Consider the following 16230-nt stretch of genomic DNA (forward strand, 5'->3'; position numbering starts at 1 on the left):
GAGTAGCGATCACATAGACACGAGGGGATCACATGGACATGAGGACGACCGCGAGCACGGCGAAGACGATTCCAAGTCCTTTCCGGGGCGTCAACGCTTCCTCGAGAGCGACGATCCCGATGACAGAGCTGACGGCGATGAACAGCCCGTAGATCGGAACGACGACGCTGACGGGCCCGAGTTCCAGCGCACGGTAGTAGGCGAGCAGTCCAACGGCGAGCAAGAGCCCCCAGGCGACGATATGGGGAGTCTTCGGATGCGAGAGATACGGTCGTGGCGAGATCCCCTGATAGTACATCAAGAGCCCGATCAGGACGAGCATGACCGTATTCGACATGAAGACCGCGGCCGTACTCGGGATCGTCTCCATCGCGACTTTCAACAACGGGGCGACGACGCTGTACGCGGCGAACGCGACAACCGAGAGCAACAGGTACCGTCGCCTCATCAGTCACCACCCGCAGTGAGGACGATCGCGAGCACTGCACAGGCGATCCCAGCCACTCGAGTCGCCGTCAGTGACTCGTCGAGAACGAGGATACCGAGAACCGAACTGCCGACGATGAACATGCCGAAGATCGGAACCACGATACTCACGGGCCCGATCTCGAGGGCGGCCGTATACGCCAGGATCCCGACTGCCAGAAAGGCACCCGCGACGTAGACGTAGCCCGCCTCGAGGGAGACCGCGTAGGACGGATCGGCGGTTCCGGTCGCCACCATGACGACGGAGGCGATCGCGAGGAAGACGACCGTCGCGAGAAACAGTCCCGGCGCCGGCGGGACGTCTTGCATGACGATACTCGTCAACGGTGCGACGAAGGAGTAGGCGAGAAGCGCCAGCAAGACCCACAGCAAGTACTCCATACGGTGGGCAATCGTACGTGTCGGCTTAACAGTTGACGGTCCCGCAGCTGCGAAGCCGGGCCGATAGTACCACCGGAACTGGTCTCACATCGATCGCTCGAGGCGGGCGCTTTATTCCTGATCGAACGAACGGGTGCGTATGGCCGAGACTGAGACGACGCTGTGTTTCCCGCTGCGGAGTCGCGGCTCCGACGACGCCGCGACCGACGAGGTGCTCCTGATCGAGAAACGCCGTGGACTCGGCGAGGGGTGGTACAACGGACCCGGCGGCAAACTCGAGCCCGGCGAGACGCCCCGGGAGTGTGCGGTCCGTGAGACTCGCGAGGAGGTCAGCCTCGAGGTCGATCCCGATGCCCTCACGAAGGCTGGCGAACTCACCTTCCTGCTCGACGGCAACGTACACACGTTCTGTCACGTCTATCGGACGCGGTCGTTTACTGGCGAGCCGACGGTCACCGACGAAGCACGCCCGGAGTGGGTCTCCGTCGACGACGTCCCCTACGATCGAATGTGGGACGATGACCACCTCTGGCTGCCGGGCGTCCTCGAGGGGAAGACCGTCGTCGGCGAGTTTCGCTTCGAGGGCGGGACACCACTCGACGAGGCCGAGTTCGTCGATTACGACCTCGAGTGGAACGGCTCGTTCGAAGTCGAGGGCTGATACTGCCGGACAGAACTATTCACCGATCGGTCGCGCGACTGCGGCCGTCCCGACGGTGACGGCCGCGCGTTCGCGACCGACGGGTCACTGACTTCTGTCCGGTAGTATGAGACGGTTTCCTGTCGTCACGTCCCGCTGATTGCCAGATATGGGTCGGCGATTGGCAGGACATCGGTACAGTAGTCCGTACGAGACGGACAACGACCCGCACAAGACAGAGGGAGTATCGCAACGTCAACACACTTCCGTGGTATCGTGATACCGTCGTCCCGCTACTATGGTCGATACGACTCGTCGGCGGACACTCGTCGCATCAGTTGTCGGAACGATCGGCGCACTCGCTGGGTGTCTGGACGGAAGTTTCGATAACGATCCCGACGAAGACAGCGAGACCGAAGACGAGATGTTCGGAGACGACTCGGAAGCGGTCGGTGATGACGAGGCTGTCGACGAGGATGCCGACGATGACGGTGAGGACGGCGATGTCGATGCCCAAAACGAGAGCGAGAACGCCGACGAGGACGACGACGAGGATGAGGAAGACGACGGAGATGGGGATGAGGACGACGAGGAAGATGACGACGAGGATGAAGACGATGAGGGCGATGGCGAGGACGACGAGGATGAGGAAGACGACGGAGATGGGGACGATGACGACGAGGATGAGGACGATGAGGGCGATGGCGAGGACGGCGAGGACGAGGAGGACGAGGATGATGACGACGAGGATGAGGAAGACGACGGAGATGGGGACGATGACGACGAGGATGAGGACGATGAGGGCGATGGCGAGGACGGCGAGGACGAGGAGGACGAGGATGATGACGACGAAGATGAGGACGACGAGGACGATGACGAGGACGACGATGATGACGAAGACGAGTGAGAAATCCGCCGATCGACTGTCGGCCTACTGCGATCCGCTCGAGGGCACAGATTTCGGTACGACCGTTCTCGAACGCTTTCGACCTTCGATGTCCTGGTCGGTTTCGACAGTGCTCTCGAGGCGAACATTCCGCCCGATATTGTATTGCTCTCGTTCCGTGTGAGACAGTTCCCGGTGTTTGACACCGTCGTGACGACGTTTGGAGGCGATCCGGATGTCACAGTCATACTGTCGGACAGCAGTCATGAGACGTCGGTCGCGAACGCGCGGCCGTCACCCTCGGGACGGCCGCAGTCGCGCGACCGATCGTCGAATCGTGCTGTCCAACAGTATCAACACCGGACAACCCGTGGGCGTCCGCCCTTCGCATGGTTTAAGACTGCGCTGACTGCATGTGGAATCAATGAGCGACGAGAGCCAGGAACTCGGGATCACCGAGTCGAAATCGCACAAACCCGGCGAGTGGTACGCCGAGGTCGTCCAGAAGGCGGATCTCGCTGACTACGCCCCGATGGGCGGCTTCATCGTCACGAAGCCTCGTGGCTACGCGCTGTGGGAAGCTATCCAGGACGCGCTGGACGGCTGGTTCAAAGAGACCGGCGTCGACAACGTCTACTTCCCGATGTTCATCCCCGAGTCCTTCCTCGAGCGTGAGAAGGACATCGTCGAGGGGTTCGACCCCGAGGTCGCGTGGGTGACCCAGGGCGGCCACGACGAGTTAGAGGAGCGGCTGGCGGTTCGACCGACCAGCGAATCGATCATCGCACCGTTTATGGCCGACTGGACCCGCAGCCACCGTGATCTGCCGCTGCGGATCAACCAGTGGTGTTCCGTTGTTCGGTGGGAGGCCACGGAGACCAAGCCGTTCTTCCGGACGAAGGAGTTCATGTGGCAGGAGGGCCACACCGCCCACGCCACAAACGAGGAGGCCTGGGAGGAAGTCTGGACTCGTCTCGATCAATACGAGCGCGTCTACGAGGACGTGCTTGCGATCCCGGTGCTGCGCGGCAAGAAACCCGAACACGACAAGTTCCCCGGCGCCGACACGACGACGACCGTCGAGGCGCTGATGCCCGACGGGAAGTCCGTCCAGGGAGCGACGAGTCACAACCTCGGCCAGAGCTTCGCCGAGGCGTTTGACATCACCTACGTCGACGAGGACGAGGAAGAGCGGACGGCTTATACCACCTCGTGGGGACTGTCCTGGCGTGCTATCGGTGCGCTGATCATGACCCACTCCGACGACCAGGGGCTCGTACTCCCACCGACGGTCGCGCCCACGCAGGTCGTCATCGTCCCGATCTGGCAGGAAGACACCAAAGACGAGGTTCTCGAGTACTCCGAGGACCTCGCCGAGGACCTCGAGGCGGCCGGCTTCCGCGTCGAACTCGACGATCGCGACGAGCGCAACCCCGGCTTCAAGTTCAACGAACACGAGTTAAACGGCGTGCCGTTGCGACTCGAGATCGGCCCCTACGAGGTCGAAGATCAGGAAGTCACGCTGGTCCACCGGCCGGACAGCGAGGAGGCAGTCGAGGACCGCGACGGAATCGTCGACGCCGTCGACGAACACCTCGAGGAGATCTACGACAAACTGTACGCGGCCGCCGAGGAGAACCTCGAAGCGAACATCCGTGAAGCCGACAGCCCCGAGGAGATCATGGGGACGATCGGCCAGCACGGCGGCTACGTGAAGACGGCGTGGTGCGGTGACGAAGCCTGTGAGGAGGCCATCAAGGAGAAGGTCGCCGCCGAGATCGTCATGCAGCCACTCGAGGACGAGGGCGGCCAGACAGCCGGCGAGGTTCCCGAACCCGAAGACGACGAGTGTGCCGTCTGTGGCGATCCCGCCGACGAGATCGCGTACTTCGCGAAGTCGTACTAAGTGGCGTCCCCAGCCTGCAGTGATGGGTACAACCGATAGCGGTCGGCTGTGTGTACGCATCACTCGACGCTGGGGACGGTACTAAATGGCGGTCCACGCCTGAACTGCCAGGTCGAACCCTGCCGTTCAGGTCGGTTCGACCCAGCAATCGACGGTTGGAACGGTACTAGGTAACGTCCTCCAAATCACGATATGTTCGGCTCATACGGTCTCCTGTCGTCAATTACCGCCGGACGCCGACCTCGTCCTGGCGATCGGCGGTACATCGTTACAGCAATCCGTATCAGTGCCTCGAGCGACCCCGTTTCTGCCGAGGATCGCTTTGCCCGTCCGTCAGGGCCCCTGTTTCTGATACTACCGGACAGCAGTCAGTGAACCGTCGGTGAATCGTTCTCTCCGGCAGTATGAGAGTCATCGAGGCGGTCGTCACGGTGGATCGTCGAGGCACGTATGCAGCCAACGGGGGTGCTTGACCCCGGGGTGCGTTCACCAGCTAGTGGTACCATGGGAGGGTGCCCGGATTCAAACCTAACTCTTTAACCCAATAGTGCTTACCGATGGAACGTTGATGAACACGTGTGGTGTTCACTCTGGTGGGTGAGCACTACGTGCCTCTGACATCGCTGCCCTGCCCGGGCAGCATTCCTGCCCGTTCTCGTACTGTCCCCGGACCCAGTCGATAGCAGTCCGTGAGACTGTCGTACTCTGCCAGAACCGACCGCTCGCGTCGGATACACGTCCCGCCGGTCAACGACCGCTCGTGCGCGATCGACGTGTGACTATCATTGTCGATCAGGCCCATTCAATTGTAACAGTATACCTTATATCCGATTGTATGTGTCTATAATACACTTAGTCATTATGGGGTAGCCTCTTATATCAGTTCTGGGTATCACAGTGTATGACACAGCCACAGATGGGATCATCCGCCAAGCGTTCGCGGGGGCTCGCGGATCCCACGGACGAACGGTCGAACTGCGGTGTCGGCGTCGTCATGGACCTCGATGGAGACGGAGGACACGACGTCGTCGCGGACGGACTCGAACTGCTCGTCAATCTCGAACATCGCGGGACCACCGGCGCAGAGGAGAATACGGGCGACGGCGCGGGTATCATGATCCAGACACCCGACGCCTTCTTCCAGGACGTCCTCGAGGTAGAGCTTCCCGAGACCTACGCCATCGGATCGCTCTTTTTCCCACAGGACGACGAAGCCCGCGCCGAACTCGTCGAACTGGTCGAAGAGTCGCTGTCGACCTACGATCTCGAGGTCCTCGAGTGGCGATCGGTGCCGACGAACAACGCGGACCTCGGCGAGACGGCTGTCGAGTCCGAGCCCGACGTCTGGCAGGTCGCCGTCGCGCCCGTCGACGACGTCGACGATGAGACCTTCGACCGGCGGCTCTACGTCGCTCGCCGCGCACTCGAAAACGCCGTTGAGCAGCGTGCGCAACGAGCCACAGATCGCGACGCCGCCATCGAACGCTTCTACGTCTGCTCTCTCGATTCGGATACGATCGTCTACAAGGGGCTGCTCAAAGGCGTTCAAGTTCCCTCGTACTACCCCGACCTGACCGACGAACGCGTCGCGTCGACGTTCGCGATGGTCCACGAACGGTTCTCGACGAACACGCTCGGCGCCTGGCACCTCGCTCACCCCTACCGCAACATCATCCACAACGGCGAGTTCAACACCATCCAGGGCAACATCAACTGGATGCGGGCTCGCGAGACCGACCTCGAGAGCGACGTGCTCTCCGACCTCGAGGCGGTCAAACCGATCATCGACGACCCAGACCAGTCGGACACCGCAAGCGTCGACAACGCCTTGGAACTGCTCATGCAGGACGGCCGCGACCTCGAACACGCGTTGCGGATGCTCGTCCCCGAGGCCTGGCGCGGTGACGACGAGATGGACCAGGACCGCAAGGACTGGTACGACTTCCACGCCTCGCTCGTCGAACCGTGGGACGGTCCCGCGCTGGTGGCTGCGACCGACGGCGAACGCGTCGGCGCCGTCCTCGACCGCAACGGGCTGCGCCCCTGCCGGTACGACGTGACGACCGACAACCGCCTGATCATGGCCAGCGAGGCCGGCGCGCTCGAGACCAGTCCCGACGAGATCGAAGAGCGCGGGCGTCTCCAGCCCGGCCAACTCTTCCTGGCTGACCCGAACGAGGGTCGAGTCATCCCCGACGACGAGGTGTTCGACGACCTCACCGACGACCGCTACGGCGAGTGGATCGAACAGGAGCAGGTCCACCTCGACGACGTCCGAACGACCGGCGAGAGTACGCCCCAGCAGCCGGTCGCGGGGCTGCGTGACTACCAGGCCGCGTTCGGCTACACCCACGACGAACTCGAGAACCTGATCGAGCCGATGACCCAGAAGGGGAAAGACCCCGTCGGCTCGATGGGCGACGACACGCCGCTGTCCGTACTGACGGAGTTCAACCGACCGCTGTTTTCCTACTTCAGGCAGCTGTTCGCTCAGGTCACCAACCCGCCGCTGGACTACATCCGCGAGGAGCTCGTGACCTCGATGGAGAGCCGGCTCGGATTCCAGCACAACTTGCTCGACGAGTCTCCCGAGCACGCCCGCCAGCTCGTACTCGACTCGCCGATCCTGACCGACGCCGAACTCGAGTCGATCCGTGGCTCCTCGGCAAACGACATTACGGCCGCGACGATCGACATCACTTACGAGCCGACCAGTGAGGAACCCGGTACGGACCTCGAGGCGGCTATCGAACGCGTCCGCGAGGACGTCGTCGACGCGATCGAGGACGGCGGCCACGAGATCATCGTCCTCTCGGATCGGAACGTCGACGCAGATCGGGCCGCGATCCCGAGCCTGCTCGCGACCGGCGGCGTCCACCACCATCTCGTCCGCAACGGGCTTCGCAACCACGTCGGGCTCGTCGTCGAGTCCGCTGATCCACGTACCGTCCACCACTTCGCGACGCTGGTCGGCTACGGAGCGGGGGCGGTCAACCCGTACCTGGCCTACCAGACGATCACGGATCTCACCGCCGGCGACGACGGCGCAGATGCCGAGGACGCGATCGACGCCTACGTCGGCGCCGTCGAGGACGGCCTGTTGAAGATCATGGCCAAGATGGGGATCTCGACCGTCGAGAGCTACCAGGGCGCCCAGATCTTCGAAGCCGTCGGGCTCGATAGCGATCTCGTCGCCGAGTACTTCGAGGGCACCGAGAACCGTACCGAAGGAATCGGCCTCGCGGAGATCGAGGAGGACGTCCGCGAGCGCCACGCGACCGCCTTCGCCGAGGACGAGACGGACCTCGACCGCCACGGCGAGTTCGAACACCGGTCGGACGGTATCCACCATCAGTGGAACCCCGACACGGTCGGCGCGCTCCAGCAGTCCGTCCGCGCAAACGACTACGAGCGCTACCAGGAGTTCGCCGCGATGGTAAACGAGCAAAACGAGAACCTTCAGACCTTGCGTGGCTTGCTCGAGTTCGACTCCGATCGCGATCCGATCCCCCTCGAGGAGGTCGAACCCATCGAGGAGATCGTCCAGCGGTTCTCCACCGCCGCGATGAGTCTGGGCAGCCTCTCGCCGGAGGCCCACGAGAACAACTCGATCGCGATGAACCGAATCGGCGGCAAGTCCAACTCCGGCGAGGGCGGCGAGCCGCCCGAACGGTTCGGAACCGAACGGGAGTGCAACGTCAAGCAGGTCGCGTCCGGACGGTTCGGCGTCACCTCGACGTACCTCTCGTCGGCCGACGAACTCCAGATCAAGATGGCTCAAGGCTCGAAGCCGGGTGAGGGCGGCCACCTCCCCGGCTCGAAGGTCAACGAGATGATCGCTCACGTCCGCAAGTCGACGCCGGGTGTCGGGCTAATCTCGCCGCCGCCGCTGCACGACATCTACTCGATCGAGGACTTGAAGCAGCTGATCTTCGACCTCAAGGCCGCCAACGAGGACGCCGACATCAACGTCAAGCTCGTCAGCGAAGCCGGCATCGGGACGGTCGCAGCAGGGGTCGCGAAGGCAAACGCCGACGTCGTCCACATCTCGGGTCACTCCGGTGGGACGGGTGCCTCGCCGCGCACCTCGATCAAGAACGCCGGCCTTCCCTGGGAGCTCGGGCTTGCGGAAGCGAACCAGATGCTCCGTGCGACGGGGCTGCGAGATCGCATTCGCGTCTCCGCCGACGGCGGGATGAAGACCGGCCGCGACGTCGCCGTCGCCGCCTTGCTCGGTGCCGAGGAGTACGTCTTCGGTACCGCCTCGCTGGTCACCAGCGGCTGCGTGATGGCCCGTCAGTGTCACAACAACACCTGTCCAGTCGGTGTCGCCACCCAGCGTGAGGACCTGCGCAAGCGGTTCCCCGGTGAGCCAGAACACGTCATCAACTACATGACGTTCATCGCACAGGAGCTGCGCGAGATCATGGCCGAACTCGGCTTCGAAACCGTCGACGAGATGATCGGCCAGGTCGACGTCCTCGCCCAGCGCGACGACGTCGACCACCCCAAGGCCCGAAACGTCGATCTCTCTGCGGTGCTCGCCGACCCCGAGGGCGACGTTCGACGGAAGATCCGCGAACAGGACCACGAACTCGAGGACCAGCTCGATCGCGATCTCATCGAGGCCGCGGCCGACGCCATCGAAGACGAGGAACCAGTCAACGTAGCGACCGAGGTGACGAACGTCGACCGCACCGTCGGTGCGATGCTCTCGAATCGCATCACCAGCCGTTACGGTGAACCCGGTCTCCCCGAGGATACCATCACGGTCGACCTCGAGGGGACCGCCGGACAGAGCTTCGGTGCGTTCCTGGCAAGCGGCGTCTCGTTGCACCTCGACGGTAGCGCCAACGACTACGTCGGCAAGGGGCTCTCGGGTGGCAAGGTCACGGTTCGAACGCCCGAGATAGCCAGCTACGATCCGACGGAGAACGTCGCCATCGGCAACGTCGCGCTCTACGGTGCGACCGACGGCCAGCTGTACGTCAACGGCGTCGCCGGCGAACGCTTCGCAGTCCGTAACTCCGGTGCCAAGGCCGTCGTCGAGGGCGTCGGCGACCACGGCTGTGAGTACATGACCGGCGGCGTCGTCGCCGTTCTCGGCGAGACGGGCAAGAACTTCGCCGCCGGCATGTCCGGCGGCGTCGCCTACGTCTACGACCCCGACGACGAGTTCGCCGACAACGCCAACACCGGGATGGTCTCGCTGTACGACGAACTCGAGGAGAAAGACGAGGAGATGCTTCGACGGCTCGTCGAGAACCACGTCGCCTACACCGGCTCCGAGCGGGGCGAACGCCTCCTCGAAAACTGGGAGCGAACGCTCGATGCCTTCGTGAAGGTGATGCCCGAAGCCTACCACGAAGCGATCACCGAGCAGGGATCGGACGACGTCCGCGACGAACTGCCCGGCATGCCCGAGGTCGACGTCGAAGCCGACTCGACCAGTTTCGCCGCGAGCGACGACTGATAGCGACCGAAGCCGTCACTCCCGGCCGAGCGTGTGGAACTCGTCGTTCGGTCGGATCCCCGCGAACATCGCCAGTCGGTTGCTCAGGTTGTAGAAGGCCGTGACCGCTGCGATATCCCAGATCTCCTCGTCGTCGAATCCGACCTCCCGGAGGCGCTCAAGGTCGTCCGCTTCGACGTCGGTCGGTCGTTCGGTGAGTTTCACCGCAACGTCGAGCATAGCGCGATGGGCAGTACCGATATCGGCCGTCCGGTAGTTGGCCACGAGCTGGTCTGCAAGCGTCGGATCGTCGGCGTAGATCCGAACGAGCGCGCCGTGGGCGACGTTGCAGTAGTAACAGTGATTGATCCCCGAAACCGCGACGACGATCATCTCGATCTCCTCGCGCTCGAGTGCGGCGTCCTCGACGAGCGCGTCGTGGTACTCGAAAAACGCCCGGAAATGGGACGGTTTGTACGCCATCGCGGCGAAGACGTTCGGCGTGAACCCGGCCCGCTCCGTCTCGTGATCGATGCGTTCGCGGAGATCCGCTGGGAGGTCCTCGTAGTCGGGAACGGGGAATCGCTCCATCGCGTCGTCGGCTAAAACGGCGGTCGAATCAGTTGGATCAGTGTCACTCATGGACGTCGATTCTCGAGCCCGGGTAATAACGTTCGGTGCCGGGCACCGACCCGTGGCGACCGTACTCGAGCGCTGGTGACGATGTCAGAAGCGGAACGCATACGGACTGCTGTCGTCATTCTGTCGGACAGCAGTCAGGCGGTCTCCTGTCGTCACTGGCCGCCGATCGCAACGCGGGGACGGCGATCGGCGGGAACTCGGGAAAGCAGTCCGTATCAATCGTACTTCCGGAACCCCATATCGCGGGCCATCTCTCGAAACGACTGTCGGCAGAGCCAGATATCGTACTTCCCGATCAGTCCCTGTTCCCGTCCGGTCGCTCGGCAGACTCGCGTCTGTCCGGTTTGCTCGTCGGTTTGGTCTTCGGATTCGGTCGTGCTTTCGGCCGTGTCCCGTTCGGTCTGCTCATCGCTCATATACTGCTTTCCGACCGCCACGATGAAAACGTTTGCTAAAAATGAGAATGGCGTTAATAAGATCGTGGGCTCGACGGCTCGATATCGCTCGACGAGTTGCCGGAACGGGATCGTGGCTCCCCTCGAGTCGCGTCGGGTATCGATCGTGATACGAGGCGAGACGCAGGCCGGTCACTGCACTACCGGTTCACGGTCCGAACCGACCGGCTCGGAAGCGACGGTGTCGACGATGAGATCACCCGCTCGCCGGGCACCGATGACGTTGTGGGCGAACGGGCCGAGCACCTGGCGTGCAGCGGCACCCGAGACAGCGATCCGGGACCGCGATCCATCCTCGCGAACCCACCGCAACGTCTCGTCGTCGAGGACGGGTGCTCCCTGAAATCCGGTTTCGAGCGTCGAACTCGAGCGCAGTCGCCGGAACAGCGGGCCGTCGTACGGCGACCCGAACCCGGTCGCACAGACGAGCGCGTCGAGACACATCGCAGTTCCATCGCGGCAGGTAACGACGACGGTACCTCCGGCTTCGGTCGCGACGGTGATCTCGGATCGCTCGAGTTCGACTGCTTCCCGATCGATCGCTCGCCGCAGACGACGGAAGACGTACGGCGGCATCGTCCCATCGTAGCGCGCCTCGACGACGGCTTGCTGGCGGGCACGCGACGCCGGCGGGAGGTCGTGGAGTTCATCGACGACGCCGGAAAAGTGCATCCAGTCGGTACTGGCCTCGAGCGATTCGACGCGAAACGGACTCCGGGCGAACAGCGTCACCTCCCGACCGGGCCGGGCAAGCGACGTCGCGAGTTGTGCGGCCGTGATCCCACCACCGACGACACCGATCGAGGCCGTCTCGTCGATAGCTTCGGGATCGAACGTCCGATCCCAGACGTGGGTGACGGGCGCCGTCGGTGGGAGGTCGCGACACCACTCCGGAAGCGTGTACGACCCGCCGTAGCCGACGGTGAGGAGACACCACCGTGTCGAGATCGTGCCGGCCGTCGTCTCTACCGCCACGCGGTCGCGTTCGTCGTGGACGTCCGTCGCGGCCGCGTCGACGACCGCCGACTCGAGATCGTATCGATCACAGATCCAGTCGGCGTGATCGAAGAACAACGAGAGTGTCGGCCGGTCCGCTCCGACCTCGCTTTCGACGAGTTCGCACTCGCGGCCACGTTCCCGTGCGAAATCCCGTAGCGAGAACGGATCGTTGCTCACGTGATGGACGAACGGCGATCGGAGCTCGTCCATTCCACATTGGCGACACTTCCGGCGAAAGCCGCCGAGGAGTCCGGCCGGCTCGACGATACGCAGCTGCGCTAACCCGACCGCGTCGGCCTCGAGAAGCCGCACTGCCAGGTGGACCCCGTGGACACCGCCGCCGACGATCGTGACGGCGGCCGTATCAGCTGGCATAGGCAGTATCCTGCCCCCCTACTATGATGTTCGAACACGCCATTGTACAAAAGTTGTTATCTACTGCAGCAATTTTAATAATAACGGTGCTGCCACGGGACGGTGTCTCGACTCATACTGTCGGACAGCAGTCAGTGAGACGTCGGTCGCGCGACCGATCGTCGACTCGTGCTGTCCAACAGTATCACGAAACGAAACAGAAAGGAGATGGACACGACGGTGACAGCTCGGACGACCGATAGCGCGTCGCTACCGTGTAGGTTCCCGTTCGGTCGAACCGGTTACCGATCTCGATCGCGGATGCCACCGGCCTCGATCGCCGCTTCGCGAATCGTCTCGCAGTCGGGAGCGGCGAGCAAGTGGGCCGGACAGTCACAGTCGGAGGAACCGAACTCCGGAACCGGTTCGCCCGGTAGCGTGGCAGCCAGTTCACACTCCCGAGCGGCGTCGGGGAACGTGATCGCTGCCTCGAGTCCGGTCTCGGGATGGCCGAGCAGGTAGTCGATGTGCCAGTGGCGCGTCTCACGGTCGCCGCGGGCGAGTTCCCGGTGGCGATCGAGTCGGGCGAAGCCGCCGGATCCGAACGCGCTGCCGACGTAGGCGTAAGTGCCCGCCGAAAAATCACAGGTGCCGAGGGCCCCAACGTCGATGCTCGTCGCTCGAGGCACGTCGACGAGGAGGACGTACGTTCCGCCCATATCGGGTATCGAACTCGAGGCGGCAAAAACGAACGTGGTTCGTACGGACTGCGGGACCGATCTCCCGCCGATCTCCAGCACGGAGTCGGCAATCGGCGGGACGTGACGACAGGGGACCGTATCACAGCCGCTGGAAAGTATCAGACCGGTTCTACGGGCGATACGGGATCGGTGGCCGTCAGTGCCGAAGTTCGTTAGCGTTCGTCGCGACGCTCCTCGTCGTCGTGCTCCGGCAGATTCTCGTGGACGTGTCGACGGTTGCTCATGTCCTCGTCGGGTCGCTGGGCGTGATGGCGCTCCTCGCCACCGCCGGATCGTTGGGATTGTCCCAGGTCTCGATCCCGATCCTGATCGCGGCCCATCTCCTGCTCTCGGTCCCGGCCTCGAGTGCGGTCGAACTCCGGCTCACTGGTCCAGTCACCGCTCTGGGATCGTTGCTCGTGTCGGCGGTGCTCGAGGCCGCCACCGGACCGATCGTCGCCGCGGTAGTTGGTGTCACCACGGTCGCCGGATCGGTCTTGGCTGCCGCGTCGCCCGGGCTGATTTTGGGGCCCCTCGTCACGTCGACGCTGGCGCTGGTCATCGCTCTGGCGGGACTCCCTCCGGCGCTCGTGACCGCGCTGGAAGCCCTGCTGGCTCCCCCCACGCTGTGAGTCGTCGTCGTGTCGGCCACCCTGGCCGCGGTGACGGCGCTGCTCCTGGTGGGGGCCTCGATAGCCACGTTCCCGGCGGTCCTGTTGCTCCTGTTGGCCCTGCATCTCCGTTCGACCGCGGGATTGGCGCCGGTCGGTGCCGCGGTCCTGTCGGCCGCCTTGCTGGCCTCGCTGCTGCTGGCGTCGGTCGCCTTGTTGGCCTCGCTGCTGCTGGCGTCGGTCGCCTTGTTGGCCTCGCTGCTGCTGGCGTCGGTCGCCTTGTTGGCCTCGTTGCTGTTGCTGGCGTCGGTCGCCTTGCTGGCCTCGTTGCTGTTGCTGGCGTCGGTCACCGCCCTGTTGGCCTCGCTGCTGTTGCTGGCTCCGGTCCTGTCCCTGGTGGCCCTGCTGACCACCCGGCGGCTGCTGGCTTCGCCGTTGCTGTTGTTGCTCGCCGCCAAACTGCGATCGCTCGCCCTGATCTTGACGGGTCGTTCGCCGTGCGACACCGCCGTACTCGAGGTCCGCCTCGTCGGTTACGTCGGGTTCGAACTGACTGCCGGTGTGTTCCTGCCGTTCGCGACGGGACTCCTCGCGGCCGCCGTGTTCGGCGTACTGGCCTTGTCGTTCGCGCCCCTGCTGGCTCCGTCGTCCCTGCTGGCCCTCTCGTTCGTGTCCCTGCTGACCGCTTCGTTCGCGTCGTGGCTGTCCACCGCTCGAGCCGGCCTCGGGCTGTCGACTGTACTCCTGCTGTCGTTGTCGTCCCCCCATCGGCTGCTGGCGCTGCTTACTACGTCCCTGACCACGCTGCTGGTGGCCTTCTCGACCGAACTGTTCGTCTCCCTGTCGCCCGCGGCGCTGTCGTGGTTGCTGTCCTCGCTGACTCTGTCGATCCTGCTGGGGCGGCGTCTCCTGTCGACCGCGTTCCTGCCGGCCGTAGCTCTGCTGTCCTTCTTGGCCGTATCCCTGCTGTCTCTGCTGACCCGTCGTCGACTGTCCGCGTTGTCGACCGCCCGTCGGCTGCTGACCCTGTTGACTCTGTCCGCCGCCGTGAGCGTCCTGTCGACGGGCTTCGCCGCCGTACTCGAGCGATCCGTCACGAATCGCGTCCGTTTCGAAGCCCTGCTCACGGTGCTGGTCCCGTCGCGAGCGGTCGGTCCGTTCGCGTCCGGCCTCCCCGCGTTGTCCTCGCTGTCGATCGCCGCCGCCGCGGCCGCCCTGCTGGCGACGGTCGCCGCCCTCACTCGAGTGCTCGGTACCCCGATCGCTCGTTCGTCGCCGGTCGTTTCGGTCGTTCATAATCGTAGTAGATCGCGTTTGATTCGGTCGCGGTCGAACCGATCTCGTCGGTCGTTCGCCACCGCCCCTACCGTCGTGAGGCGGATAAAAGCAGAGCGTGAGTTCGCGTGCACTGATTTCGGGACGTCGGTACAGAGGACCACATCACTGGATCGTTCGCGGGTTTCGCTCGACGGGACCGCGGTCGAGCGCCCGATCCGGGTCTGTCGTCGACCCGAGTGCGAACAGCCCCCGGGCTGGCTCGTACTCGTAAGCGATCCACTGCGGGAGATGGCGGGCACCGGTCAGCTTCCGGACGCCGAGTTGCCGCTGGCGCGTCTCCGACTCGAGGCCGTCGACGATACGGAGGTCGACGATCCCATCGAAGACGGCCGCGTCGTCGACGGCGACCGCGCCGTCCTCGGCCGTGGTGGCGGCGACGATCGGTACGTACCGGGCCTTACAGATCGTCGCCCGCAGCGCCAGGAGGGTATCGTGAAGGCGATCCCCCTGGAGTCGGCGGGCGAGCACCTCGAGTGAGTCGATCGTGACCAGCCCCGTCTCGCTCATCTCGAGAGCGTCGAGGGCGTCGGTCAGACGCGCCCGGATCACGTCGACGTCGTCCGGGTGGTCGACCGTGACGATCGACTCGGCTGCTGCTTTGCCGACGAACTCGATCCACTCGCTGTGTCGTTCCCGGTCCGTCTCGCGGTCCGTGAGATCGTGTGTGAAACAGTCGACGAGACGGAGTCGGTCGTCTTCGAGCGCCGGCAAGACGTTCCAGCCGTTCTCGAAGAACCGCTCTAACACCGCCGTCGGTGGCGTCGTCGCCGTCACCACGACTGCGGGCTCGCCCCGCTCGAGGGCACGCCAGACGAGCTCCGTCAGGAGTTCGCTCCGACGGGTTCCCGCAGCGCCCGCCAGCCGGACGAACGCGTCCGCCGGAACGCCGTTCGGCACCAGCGAATCCAGCGGTTCGACGCCGGTAACGATCCGCTTGTACGCGCCCGGGTTGGGCATCGGGCTTCCGTCGTCGCCCTCGAGACAAGCCGCCGAACAGAAGACGCCGTCGTCGCTCTCTACGGGATCGCCGGGGATCGGATACTGACAGTAGTCACACTCGAGTGGGTACTCGCCCGCCCCGCTTGACCGCTGTTGGAAGGACATTCGTGGTATCGAGTACCACAAACAGGCCAAAAGAACCAGTTCGCCACGTCGGAGACTGTTCCGCTCGCGAGAGTGTCCGGCCTCGTCTGTGATACGGTCTCCTGTCGTCACGTCCCGCCGATCGCCGACCGCCGATCGCCAGCACGGCGATAGGCGGAACAGCGGAACAGCAGTCCGTATGAGCCAGTGCGAGTCGTGGCAACGGACGGGTCGCCACCGTTTTCCCCGCCACCGAC

General features: G+C 64.1%; 12 protein-coding genes. 4 read left to right on the top strand and 8 right to left on the bottom strand.

Features of this window, described 5'->3' with window-relative positions; genetic code table 11:
* Nucleotides 1-28: 28 nt before the first annotated feature.
* Together RBH26_RS08265 and RBH26_RS08270 are read right to left on the bottom strand one after the other, a co-directional pair.
* Nucleotides 29-448, bottom strand: coding sequence for an EamA family transporter (locus RBH26_RS08265; RefSeq protein ID WP_306757729.1), 420 nt, complete (start codon nt 446-448; stop codon nt 29-31).
* On the bottom strand, nt 448-867 hold the full coding sequence (locus tag RBH26_RS08270; RefSeq protein WP_306757730.1) for an EamA family transporter: 420 nt from the start codon (nt 865-867) through the stop codon (nt 448-450). Before RBH26_RS08270 ends, RBH26_RS08265 begins: the two co-directional genes overlap by 1 nt.
* 139 nt (nt 868-1006) lie before the next feature.
* On the opposite strand from RBH26_RS08270, the gene RBH26_RS08275 reads away from it, so the two are divergent.
* From RBH26_RS08275 to gltB, 4 genes are all read left to right on the top strand, one after another.
* Entirely contained in the window at nt 1007-1528 is a 522-nt protein-coding gene (locus RBH26_RS08275) for an 8-oxo-dGTP diphosphatase (RefSeq protein WP_306757731.1), read from the top strand.
* A gap of 277 nt (nt 1529-1805) precedes the next feature.
* Nucleotides 1806-2414, top strand: coding sequence for a hypothetical protein (locus tag RBH26_RS08280; protein WP_306757732.1), 609 nt, complete (start codon nt 1806-1808; stop codon nt 2412-2414).
* A 403-nt stretch (nt 2415-2817) separates the two neighbouring features.
* A complete protein-coding gene (proS, locus tag RBH26_RS08285; protein ID WP_306757733.1) occupies nt 2818-4299 on the top strand; it encodes a proline--tRNA ligase in 1482 nt (493 codons plus the stop codon).
* A gap of 901 nt (nt 4300-5200) precedes the next feature.
* A complete protein-coding gene (gene gltB / locus RBH26_RS08290; RefSeq protein WP_306757734.1) occupies nt 5201-9772 on the top strand; it encodes a glutamate synthase large subunit in 4572 nt (1523 codons plus the stop codon).
* Between the two features lie 15 nt (nt 9773-9787).
* Here the strand turns inward: gltB and RBH26_RS08295 are convergent, their stop codons facing one another.
* From RBH26_RS08295 to RBH26_RS08320, 6 genes are all read right to left on the bottom strand, one after another.
* Nucleotides 9788-10393 (bottom strand): peroxidase-related enzyme, encoded by a 606-nt coding sequence (locus RBH26_RS08295; RefSeq protein WP_306757735.1) that lies wholly within the window; start codon nt 10391-10393, stop codon nt 9788-9790.
* A gap of 215 nt (nt 10394-10608) precedes the next feature.
* Nucleotides 10609-10809 carry a 30S ribosomal protein S14 gene (locus tag RBH26_RS08300; protein WP_306757736.1) on the bottom strand — a complete coding sequence of 67 codons (201 nt, stop codon included), beginning with the start codon at nt 10807-10809 and terminating at the stop codon, nt 10609-10611.
* Between the two features lie 171 nt (nt 10810-10980).
* Nucleotides 10981-12222, bottom strand: coding sequence for an FAD/NAD(P)-binding protein (locus tag RBH26_RS08305; RefSeq protein WP_306757737.1), 1242 nt, complete (start codon nt 12220-12222; stop codon nt 10981-10983).
* 281 nt (nt 12223-12503) lie between these two features.
* Entirely contained in the window at nt 12504-12920 is a 417-nt protein-coding gene (locus RBH26_RS08310) for a GIY-YIG nuclease family protein (protein WP_306757738.1), read from the bottom strand.
* A 194-nt stretch (nt 12921-13114) separates the two neighbouring features.
* The gene (locus RBH26_RS08315) at nt 13115-14848 is read right to left on the bottom strand and encodes a hypothetical protein (RefSeq protein ID WP_306757739.1); all 1734 of its coding nucleotides are present in this window, start codon (nt 14846-14848) and stop codon (nt 13115-13117) included.
* Between the two features lie 144 nt (nt 14849-14992).
* Entirely contained in the window at nt 14993-15994 is a 1002-nt protein-coding gene (locus RBH26_RS08320; RefSeq protein ID WP_306757740.1) for an ATPase domain-containing protein, read from the bottom strand.
* Between the last annotated feature and the right edge of the window lie 236 nt (nt 15995-16230).

The sequence above is a fragment of the Natronolimnohabitans sp. A-GB9 genome, from assembly GCF_030848565.1.
Lineage (GTDB): Archaea > Halobacteriota > Halobacteria > Halobacteriales > Natrialbaceae > Natronolimnohabitans.

Coding starts and splice junctions, on each gene's coding strand:
- RBH26_RS08265 (WP_306757729.1), bottom strand. CDS start 448: ATGAGGCGACGGTACCTGTTGCTCTCGGTTGTCGCGTTCGCCGCGTAC.
- RBH26_RS08270 (WP_306757730.1), bottom strand. CDS start 867: ATGGAGTACTTGCTGTGGGTCTTGCTGGCGCTTCTCGCCTACTCCTTC.
- RBH26_RS08275 (WP_306757731.1), top strand. CDS start 1,007: ATGGCCGAGACTGAGACGACGCTGTGTTTCCCGCTGCGGAGTCGCGGC.
- RBH26_RS08280 (WP_306757732.1), top strand. CDS start 1,806: ATGGTCGATACGACTCGTCGGCGGACACTCGTCGCATCAGTTGTCGGA.
- proS (WP_306757733.1), top strand. CDS start 2,818: ATGAGCGACGAGAGCCAGGAACTCGGGATCACCGAGTCGAAATCGCAC.
- gltB (WP_306757734.1), top strand. CDS start 5,201: ATGACACAGCCACAGATGGGATCATCCGCCAAGCGTTCGCGGGGGCTC.
- RBH26_RS08295 (WP_306757735.1), bottom strand. CDS start 10,393: ATGAGTGACACTGATCCAACTGATTCGACCGCCGTTTTAGCCGACGAC.
- RBH26_RS08300 (WP_306757736.1), bottom strand. CDS start 10,809: ATGAGCGATGAGCAGACCGAACGGGACACGGCCGAAAGCACGACCGAA.
- RBH26_RS08305 (WP_306757737.1), bottom strand. CDS start 12,222: ATGCCAGCTGATACGGCCGCCGTCACGATCGTCGGCGGCGGTGTCCAC.
- RBH26_RS08310 (WP_306757738.1), bottom strand. CDS start 12,920: ATGGGCGGAACGTACGTCCTCCTCGTCGACGTGCCTCGAGCGACGAGC.
- RBH26_RS08315 (WP_306757739.1), bottom strand. CDS start 14,848: ATGAACGACCGAAACGACCGGCGACGAACGAGCGATCGGGGTACCGAG.
- RBH26_RS08320 (WP_306757740.1), bottom strand. CDS start 15,994: ATGTCCTTCCAACAGCGGTCAAGCGGGGCGGGCGAGTACCCACTCGAG.